At 65.3% G+C, this 8,978-nt stretch carries 6 protein-coding genes and 1 pseudogene; 5 read left to right on the plus strand and 2 right to left on the minus strand.

Annotated features, from left to right (window positions below):
- Positions 1 to 237, plus strand: a pseudogene (locus A985_RS28445) (hypothetical protein); the annotation flags it as partial.
- Between the two features lie 199 nt (positions 238 to 436).
- On the plus strand, positions 437 to 2,434 hold the full coding sequence (locus A985_RS0104445; protein ID WP_157211346.1) for an alpha/beta hydrolase: 1,998 nt from the start codon (positions 437 to 439) through the stop codon (positions 2,432 to 2,434).
- Here the strand turns inward: A985_RS0104445 and A985_RS0104450 are convergent.
- Both A985_RS0104450 and phbB read right to left on the minus strand, forming a co-directional pair.
- Positions 2,416 to 3,006 carry a hypothetical protein gene (locus A985_RS0104450; RefSeq protein ID WP_017232207.1) on the minus strand — a complete coding sequence of 197 codons (591 nt, stop codon included), beginning with the start codon at positions 3,004 to 3,006 and terminating at the stop codon, positions 2,416 to 2,418. The genes A985_RS0104445 and A985_RS0104450 overlap by 19 nt on opposite strands.
- Positions 3,007 to 3,047: 41 nt before the next feature.
- A complete protein-coding gene (gene phbB, locus A985_RS0104455) occupies positions 3,048 to 3,791 on the minus strand; it encodes an acetoacetyl-CoA reductase (protein ID WP_017232208.1) in 744 nt (247 codons plus the stop codon).
- A 385-nt stretch (positions 3,792 to 4,176) separates the two neighbouring features.
- Between phbB and A985_RS0104460 the strand changes: the two genes are divergently transcribed.
- The 3 genes from A985_RS0104460 to A985_RS28925 form a co-directional block, all read left to right on the plus strand.
- Entirely contained in the window at positions 4,177 to 5,388 is a 1,212-nt protein-coding gene (locus A985_RS0104460; protein WP_017232209.1) for an efflux RND transporter periplasmic adaptor subunit, read from the plus strand.
- Entirely contained in the window at positions 5,385 to 8,585 is a 3,201-nt protein-coding gene (locus A985_RS0104465; protein ID WP_017232210.1) for an efflux RND transporter permease subunit, read from the plus strand. Before A985_RS0104460 ends, A985_RS0104465 begins: the two co-directional genes overlap by 4 nt.
- Positions 8,582 to 8,978 (plus strand): TolC family protein (locus A985_RS28925; RefSeq protein WP_232424516.1); only part of this gene is annotated, 397 nt, incomplete at its 3' end. The genes A985_RS0104465 and A985_RS28925, both read left to right, overlap by 4 nt.

The following is an 8,978-nucleotide window of genomic DNA, read 5'->3' on the forward strand; positions in this document are numbered from 1 at the left end:
CTGCCGATGGCGGCCAGCCTGTTCGCGCTTGTGATGTGGCTGCACGGCGAGCGCGTGCCGACGCAGCGCTGGATCACCCATGTCGCGCTCACGCTGTCCGGACGCGAGCACCCGTTCCGTCGCATCAGTTGGCGCGCACGAAAGCCCATGCCCTCGTCGACCCTGCGGCCCTCGCGCCCCGCGCCGGCGAAACCCGCCGCCTCGCCCGATGCCCCGACGCCAGCCGCGGCACGATGAACCACCTCACGGAATGACGTCGTCGTCCCTGCGCAATTTGTCGCAGATCACGATACGTGCATAGCGTCTGCGATATATTTGTCGAAACGCCCCGTGACGTATTGACGTCGCGACACCGGGGTTGCCCAATGCATCCTCCTCGCTTCGTCGTCCGCCGCGCGCGTTCGCATGATCGTAGCGAGGTAGAACGGAGTCCGCCATGCCCGCTCGCACTGCCAAGACCTCCGAATCGCCGTCGTCCCCATCGTCCCAATCTTCCTCCGCATCGCGCTCGCGCGGCACGCCCAAAGCGGCGAATCCGCCGACGCGCCGTGCGACGCCCCCTGGCCCGGTGCCGGCCGCCGTAGCAAGCCCTGTCTCTACCACGACGGGAGGCACACCTGCGCCAGTGGAGACGCCCGAGATCGCATTTCCGTCGTTGGCCACCTCATTTACCGACAGCCTGGACCGTGCCGCGATGGCCGCGACCGCGCGGTTTACCGGCAATGTCTCGCCCGCAGCGGTCGCGCTCGCCTGGGCCGACTGGGCCATGCACGCCGCGACGGCGCCCGGGCATCAGCTCAACGTCTTCAAGGCTTTCGCCGCCATCGACAAGCCCACGGCCAGTGATCGGGCGAAGGTCGGCGGCCCCTCCATCGCCGACCGGCGCTTCCGCGACCCGCTTTGGGATCAACTCCCGTTCGCCTGGTGGCGTGAACGTTTCCTGCGAACGCAGGATTTCGTGGACACGATGACGGGCGAAATCCCGGGCGTCGATCGGCACCACCGCGACGTGGTGCGCTTCATGGCAAGGCAATGGCTCGATGTGTTCTCGCCAAGCAACGTCTGGTTCCTGAATCCGGAAGTCATCAACGCGGTACGCGACACGCACGGGCAAAACCTCGTCAGTGGCGCGCAACGCTGGTGGTCCGACCTGCGCGACATGGCGGCGGGCCATGCGCCGGGGGCGGGGCCCGAAGCGTGCAAAGCGTTCTGCGTTGGCCACGACATTGCCGCGACGCCCGGCAAGGTCGTCTATCGCAACGCGTATTTCGAGTTGCTGCACTACGCTCCGGCGCAGGCGCAGACGTGGCGCGAACCGATTCTCATCGTGCCGTCATGGCTGCTGAAGTACTACATCCTCGATCTGGAAGCGCAGCATTCACTCGTGCGTTATTTGGTCGCGCAGGGGCATAACGTCTTCATGATGTCGTGGCATAACGCCGGGCCGAAGGCTCGTGGCCGTGGACTGAACGACTACCTGAACGCCGGACTGCTGACCGCCCTGCGCGAGGTGCATCGCCTGACGGACAACGTGCCCGTTCATGCCTGCGGCTACTGCCTGGGCGGCACGCTGCTCGCCATCGCGGCAGCGACGCTTGCGCGCGGAAACCCGATCGGCGGTGAAGAGGGAAGCGAGATCAGTCGCGATCACCGAGGCGGGGACGGACGTTCGAAAGGCCGCGAGGCAGGAAACCACCTGCTCGCCAGCGTGACGCTGCTGGCCGCGCAATCCGATTTCAGCGAGCCTGGCGAATTGGGATTGTTTATCGACGCCAGCCAGGTGGCGTATCTCGAAGCGATGATGTGGCGCCAGGGATTCATCAGCGGTGAGCAACTCGCGGGGACGTTCCAATTGCTCAATTCGCGCGATCTGATCTGGTCGCGGCTCATGCACGACTACCTGCTCGGCAAACCGGCGCAAACGACCGACTTTACGGTGTGGAATGCCGACACCACACGTATACCCGCGCGGCTGCACAGTCAGTGCCTGCGCGAGCTGTATCTGAACAATGCGTTGGCGACGGGAACACTGAAGGTGGGTGGGCTACCGGTCGCGCTATCGGACATTCGCGTGCCGATGTTCGTGGTGGCGACGGAACGCGACCACATCTCCCCGTGGCGCTCCGTCTACAAGATGCATCTGCTCTACAACGGCGATCTGACGTTTGCGCTCGTCTCGGGCGGGCACAACGTGGGGGTCGTCTGTGAGCCGGGACATCCGACTAGTCACCATCGCGTCGCGACGCGCGTGGCAGGCGCGGCGTATCGCGATCCCGACGAATGGTTCGTCACCACGCCCGCCAAGCCAAGCTCCTGGTGGCCGGCATGGCAGGCGTGGCTGCTCGCCCAAGGCAGCGGCAAATCCGTCGCCACCGCCTGGCCACCTGCGCACTCGCTATGCGATGCGCCCGGCGCTTACGTGCTCGAGCGTTGAGCCGGAGCGCCGCCGCGCTTGGGCGGTACGCGCCCGTTGAGAGGCGACTGCTGAGAAACGGCCGCCTCGGTGGCCTGTGCCGCTTGCGTCGACAAGCGTCGCCACGCGTCCATCGTGCCCAATGTCGCGTCGTTGAATGCCTGGAACCACTTCTGCAACGGCGCTTCGGCGGCCTTGGCGGCGTCTCCTGGCATTGTGCCCGCCCCCATCAGATCGGGCAGCGTCATCGCACCGGCCATGCCGTGCTGCAGCTCTTCGCCCGTCTTGCGCAAATGCTCGGTCCAGAGCAGTTGATTGTTCGCGCACACCGCCAGCCACTCGCGCCAGAATTCGTTCTGTTGCGCGAGCTGACCGTTGAGCATTTGCAAGTGCGCGGTCAACAACCCATTGAAGTCCTTGGCGCCGCCGAGCGACTTGGCGGCGTCCGCATGGGCCTTGAGCAATTCGGTATCGCGCTCTGCCTGCAATTGGTGCATGTGTTGCGCAGCTTCCAGCAAAATGCCGTAGGCGCCCAGCGCACTCGCTGTGCCGAGCTTGACCATCGTCAGTGCCGGATTCGTTTCCTTTGACATCGTGACTCTCCTGAATAAGTAGTAGGCAGCGTCGCTGCAAGTCACTCCATATGCATGCCACCGTTGATGGCAAGGTTGCTGCCGGTGATGAAACCCGCGTCTTCCGAGGCAAGGAAGGCCACCAGGGCGGCCACTTCATCCGGGCGCCCCAACCGGCCGACCGGAATTTGCGGAAGGATGCGCGATTCGAGCACATCGGCCGGGACCGCCGTGACCATCTTCGTGGCGAGATATCCCGGCGAGATCGTGTTGACGGTCACCCCGGCCTTGGCGACCTCCAGCGCCAGCGACTTGGTGAACCCATGCATGCCGGCCTTCGCCGCCGCGTAGTTCGCTTGTCCAAACGCCCCACGGCTGCCATTGACCGACGAAATGTTGACGATGCGGCCCCAGCCGCGCGCGACCATGCCGCCGAAGATCGGCCGGGTCATGTTGAATACGCTATCCAGATTCGTGCGCAATACCGATTGCCAGTCTTCGGACGTCATCTTGCGCATTGTCGCGTCGCGCGTGATTCCCGCGTTATTGATCAGGATGTCCACCGGACCGGTATCGGATTCGACGGCTTTCGCGCAAGCCTCGCATGAGGCAAAATCAGCGACGTCCACACGGTACGCGGCGAACTCGCGGCCCGTGGCGCGCATGCGCTCGACCCACCCTTCGCAATCGTGATTCTGTGGCGAACAGGTGACTGCAACCCGATACCCGGCATCGGCCAGGCGCAGGCTGATGGCCTCACCCAAACCGCCCATACCGCCTGTGACCAAAGCGATGCGTGTTGTCATGGCTATCCGTCTCCGGTGAATGATCGCGAAACGTCAGATACCTCCAGCATAGCCGCGAACCCCCAGCTTTCCGCCGTGCGCGATCCCCCAGCATGCCCTTCGCTTGACTTCGGTCAAAGTCTCAAGCCCACGTGGCGTCGTGCGCGCGAAGACTCACTCATGTCCGCAGTGGTTGCGTCGGGTACTCGCTAGGCATCGTACTCCAAATTAATTCGGCGGTTGGCCTTTCCCGGCTTGCCGACAACAATCCAATGACACGCCCCCCGTCGATAGTCACAGGGCGGTGAAAAGTCGTGCGCAGCGCCGTTGCACCACGCGGTCAATCCATATATCATCGCCCGTAGATTTAATCTTGATGTCTCCCTTTGTCAGTTACGAGCGCACGATGCCCCTTCTGCCCGACATCGCACCACGCCGCCTTGCCCTGGCCGTCGCCATCACGGCCATTGCCGCCCTATTGAGCGCGTGTTCGCGCAAAGCCCCGCCAGAGGTGCCCCCGCGCCCGGTCGTGGCGGTGGCGGCCAAGGTCGCCGAGCACGCGCCCGTTGTGTCGCTACCGGCGCAAATCGAGGCGCGCTACGTCACGCCGCTCTCGTTCCGTGTTGCAGGCCAGATCATCGAGCGCAGCGTGCGACTCGGCGACGCCGTCAAGGCGGGCCAGATCGTCGCCCGGCTGGATCCGGGCGATCTCTCGAAGCAGGCTGCCAGTGCGCGCGCTCAGCTCGACGCGGCGCAGCACCAACTTGATTACGCGACACAAACCGTCACCCGTGACCGAGCGCAAGCCCGCGAAAACCTCATCGCCCCGGCGCAGCTGGAACAATCGGAGAATGCCTACGCGAGCGCGCTCGCCCAGCGCAATCAGGCGACGCAGCAGGCCGCACTGGCCGGCGACCAGTTGAACTACGGCAGCCTCAAGGCGGATCGCGACGGCGTGATCACCGCCGAGCAAGCCGATACGGGACAGAACGTCAGCGCGGGTCAGCCGGTTTACCAGCTGGCATGGACGGGCGACGTCGATGTGATTACCGACGTGCCCGAAGTCGTGCTCGGCGCCCTGCGCGTCGGGCAGATGACGACCGTCTCGCTGCCCGCGGTGCCGGGCAAGACGTGGCAAGCGCGGGTGCGTGAAATCGCGCCGGCGGCCGATCCCACGAGCCGCACTTACCGAGCCAAGCTCTCGCTGCTCTCACCCAGTCCCGACGTCAAACTCGGCATGACGGCCAACGTCGCGTTCGCACAACCCTTCGCGCCGCCGGTCGCCCCACCTGTGGCACCGTCGACGACATCGGCCACGCCCGCCGCAATGGTGTCCGGCGGGCCCGCCGCCACCCCACTCGCCGACGGTCCGCCCATCACGCTACCGTCGACCGCGCTCTTTCACGAGGGCGATCAACCCGCGGTGTGGGTCGTCAAATCCGACGACACGCTGGTGCTGCGACGCGTGAAGATTGCTCGCTACGGCGAGCGCACCGTCACCATCGCGGGCGGCATTCAACCCGGTGAGCGCGTCGTCTGGCAAGGCGCGCACACCGTCACCGCCGGCGAGAAGGTTCGCGTGATTGCGCCGCTGCACCCCGAGGACTTCGCGTCATGAGCCCGCAGGACGGCAAGCCGCCTGTGCCCGCGGCATCCCCCGCCGCGCCGCCCGCCGCACCCAAGGACTATCGTCACGAGGAGGGCCGGTTCAATCTCTCCGCATGGGCCCTGCGGCATCGCGCGCTCGTGATCTTCCTGATCGCGATGGCCACGATCTTCGGCATTCTGGCCTACTCGCGCCTCGCGCAATCAGAAGATCCGCCCTTCACGTTCCGCGTGATGGTCATCCGCACGTACTGGCCGGGCGCGACCGCCAAACAGGTGCAGGAGCAGGTCACCGACCGGATCGCGCGCAAGCTCCAGGAGATGCCGGCGATCGACTTCCAACGCAGCTATTCACGCCCTGGCGAGTCGCTGCTGTTTTTTTCGATGAAGGATTCGGCGCCCGCGAGCGACGTGCCGGAAGAGTGGTACCAGGTGCGCAAGAAGGTCGGCGACATCGCGTACACCTTGCCGCAGGGCGTGCAAGGACCGTTCTTCAACGATGAATTCGGCGACGTCTACACGCACATCTTCACGCTCCAGGGCGACGGCTTCGGTCCCGCCCAGTTGCGCGATTACGCCGACTCGCTACGCACCGTGCTGCTGCGCGTGCCTGGCGTGGCGAAGGTCGACTACTTCGGCGACCAGGAGCAGCGCATCTATGTCGAGATCAACAACACGCAACTGACGCGACTCGGCATTTCCCCGAACCAGATCGCGCAGGCCGTGGGCGCGCAGAACGCGGTCTCGCCCGCGGGCACGATCGACACGCCCAACGACCGGCTGGTCGTGCGCCCGAGCGGCCAGTTCCGCAGCGTGGCTGACCTTGCCGACACGCTCATCCGCGTGAACAACCGATCCTTCCGGCTGGGCGACATCGCCACGATCAAGCGCGGCTATGTCGACCCGCCCGTCTCGGAGATGCGCTTCGGTGGCAAGCCCGTGCTCGGCATCGGCATCACCATGCAAAAGGGGCAGGACGTCGTTCACCTTGGCAAGGCGCTGGCCGGCAAGATGGGCGAGCTGCGTGCTCAATTGCCCGCAGGCCTCACGCTCACTGAAGTCGCGAGCATGTCGAAGTCCGTGTCACAGTCCGTCGACGACTTCCTCGAAGCGGTGGCCGAAGCCGTCGCCATCGTGCTCATCGTGAGCCTCGTCTCGCTTGGCTTGCGCACCGGCATGGTGGTGGCCATTTCGATTCCGGTTGTCCTCGCCGTGACGTCGCTGTTCATGTACCTCTTCGACATCGGGCTGCACAAGGTGTCACTCGGCACGTTGATCCTGGCGCTCGGGCTGTTGGTGGACGACGCCATCATCGCCGTCGAAATGATGGCCGTGAAGCTCTCCCAAGGCTGGAATCGCAAGCGTGCGGCCGCCTTCGCCTACACGAGCACGGCGTTCCCCATGCTGACCGGCACGCTCGTGACCGTGTCCGGCTTTCTGCCCATTGCCCTGGCGAAGTCGAGCACGGGTGAATACACACGCTCGATCTTCGAGGTCTCGGCCATTGCGCTGCTCGCCTCGTGGCTGGCCGCGGTCGTGCTCATTCCGCTGCTCGGCTACAAGCTGTTGCCCGAGCGAGCCCGCGAGGCCCATCACGGCGACGATCATGAGCACGAGGTCTACGACACCCGCTTCTACAATCGCCTGCGCGGCTGGCTGACATGGTGCATCGAGCGCCGCTTGATCGTGCTTGCCATCACCGTCGTGCTGTTCCTGATTTCGATGGCCGGCTTTTCGCTCGTACCCCAGCAGTTTTTCCCGAGTTCCGATCGGCCCGAACTGATGGTCGATCTCCGTCTGCCGGAAGGGGCGTCGTATCAAGCGACACTGCGCGAAACGCAACGTCTGGAAAAATTGCTCAAGGGTCGGAAAGAGATCGATCACACGGTGAGCTTTGTCGGCACCGGCGCGCCCCGCTTCTATCTGCCACTCGATCAGCAACTGCCCACGCCGAACTTCGCGCAACTGGTTGTTACCGCCAAGTCCGTGGACGATCGCGAGGCGCTCGCCCAATGGCTCGAGCCGACGCTGCGCGAGGCCATGCCCGGTGTGCGCACCCGGTTGTCGCGACTGGAAAACGGACCGCCCGTCGGCTTTCCCGTACAGTTTCGCGTGAGCGGCGACGACATTGGCACGGTGCGCAAGATCGCCGAGCAGGTGGCGGCCGTCATGCGCAAGAACGGTGACACCGCCGACGTCCAGTTCGACTGGGACGAGCCCTCACAACGCTCGGTGCACTTTGAAGTCGACCAGCAGAAAGCACGCGCACTGGGCGTGAGTTCGACGGATATCTCGAACTTCATCGCCATGACGCTTACGGGCTACGACATCAGCCAATACCGCGAACGCGACAAGCTGATCTCGATCACACTGCGCGCGCCCAAGGCCGAGCGGGTGGATCCGGCGAAGCTCGCCACGCTCGCCATGCCCACGCCGAACGGCCCGGTGCCGTTGGCCACGCTGGGGCATGTGGTGAACGACCTGGAATATGGCGTGATCTGGGAGCGCGACCGGCAGCCGACGCTCACCGTGCGCTCGGATGTACGCGCGGGCAAGCAGGGGATCGACGTGACCGACGCCGTCGACCGATCGCTCGGCGATATCCGCAAGGCCCTCCCGGTGGGTTATCGCATCGAGATCGGCGGATCGGTCGAGGAGTCCGCCAAGGGACAGTCCTCAATCATGGCGCAGATGCCGATCATGATCATCGCGGTGCTCACACTCCTGATGATCCAGCTCCAGAGCTTCGCGCGCACCTTGCTCGTGGTGCTCACGGCCCCGCTCGGCATGATCGGCGTGGTCGCCACGTTGCTGCTGTTCGGCAAGCCGTTCGGTTTCGTGGCAATGCTCGGCGTGATCGCGATGTTCGGCATCATCATGCGAAACTCGGTGATCCTGGTCGACCAGATCGAACAGGACATCGCCGCGGGACACCCGCGCTTCGACGCCATCGTGAGCGCCACGGTGCGGCGCTTCCGGCCAATCACGCTCACGGCCGCCGCCGCCGTGCTCGCGCTGATCCCTTTGCTGCGCAGCAACTTCTTCGGCCCGATGGCCACGGCGTTGATGGGCGGCATTACCAGCGCCACGATCCTGACCGTGTTTTTCCTGCCGGCGCTGTACGCCACGGCATTCCGCGTGCGTCACGACGAACGTGCCTCGCCCGCCGACCCCGCACACGCGGCCAACCCGCAAGGAGACCGCTCATGATGCCGCGCCTCGCCCGGCGCTGGTGCGCCCCGCTCGTTCCGATCCTCCCACTGTGGCTGAGCGCCTGCGCGTTCACTCCGGGCGACACGCCGCCGGTCATGCCCTCACCCGCGCACTATGGCGCCAGCGCGCCGCCCGCGCATACCGACGTGGCGCAGGGCACGGCACAGCAGTTCGACGTGGGCGCGGCCCCCGTGAGCGCGTGGTGGCATGCCTATCGCTCGGACACCCTCAATGCCCTCGTCGACGAAGGGCTGCGCAACAGCCCCTCCCTGTCCTCGGCGGAGCATGCCTTGCAGGCCGCGCGCGAGCAGCTGAAGGCGCAGATCGGCGCGTCGCTCTTCCCGTCGATCGACCTTGGCGGCGAAGCGGCACGCGAGCGCAATCTCGGCA

Origin of the sequence: Pandoraea sp. B-6, assembly GCF_000282835.1 — a bacterium.
GTDB classification, from domain to species: Bacteria; Pseudomonadota; Gammaproteobacteria; order Burkholderiales; family Burkholderiaceae; genus Pandoraea; species Pandoraea cepalis.

What these genes read in the sequence shown, in the direction of transcription:
- A985_RS0104450 (WP_017232207.1), bottom strand. Translation starts at nt 3,006, where the DNA reads ATGTCAAAGGAAACGAATCCGGCACTGACGATGGTCAAGCTCGGCACA.
- A985_RS0104460 (WP_017232209.1), top strand. Translation starts at nt 4,177, where the DNA reads ATGCCCCTTCTGCCCGACATCGCACCACGCCGCCTTGCCCTGGCCGTC.
- A985_RS0104445 (WP_157211346.1), top strand. Translation starts at nt 437, where the DNA reads ATGCCCGCTCGCACTGCCAAGACCTCCGAATCGCCGTCGTCCCCATCG.
- phbB (WP_017232208.1), bottom strand. Translation starts at nt 3,791, where the DNA reads ATGACAACACGCATCGCTTTGGTCACAGGCGGTATGGGCGGTTTGGGT.
- A985_RS0104465 (WP_017232210.1), top strand. Translation starts at nt 5,385, where the DNA reads ATGAGCCCGCAGGACGGCAAGCCGCCTGTGCCCGCGGCATCCCCCGCC.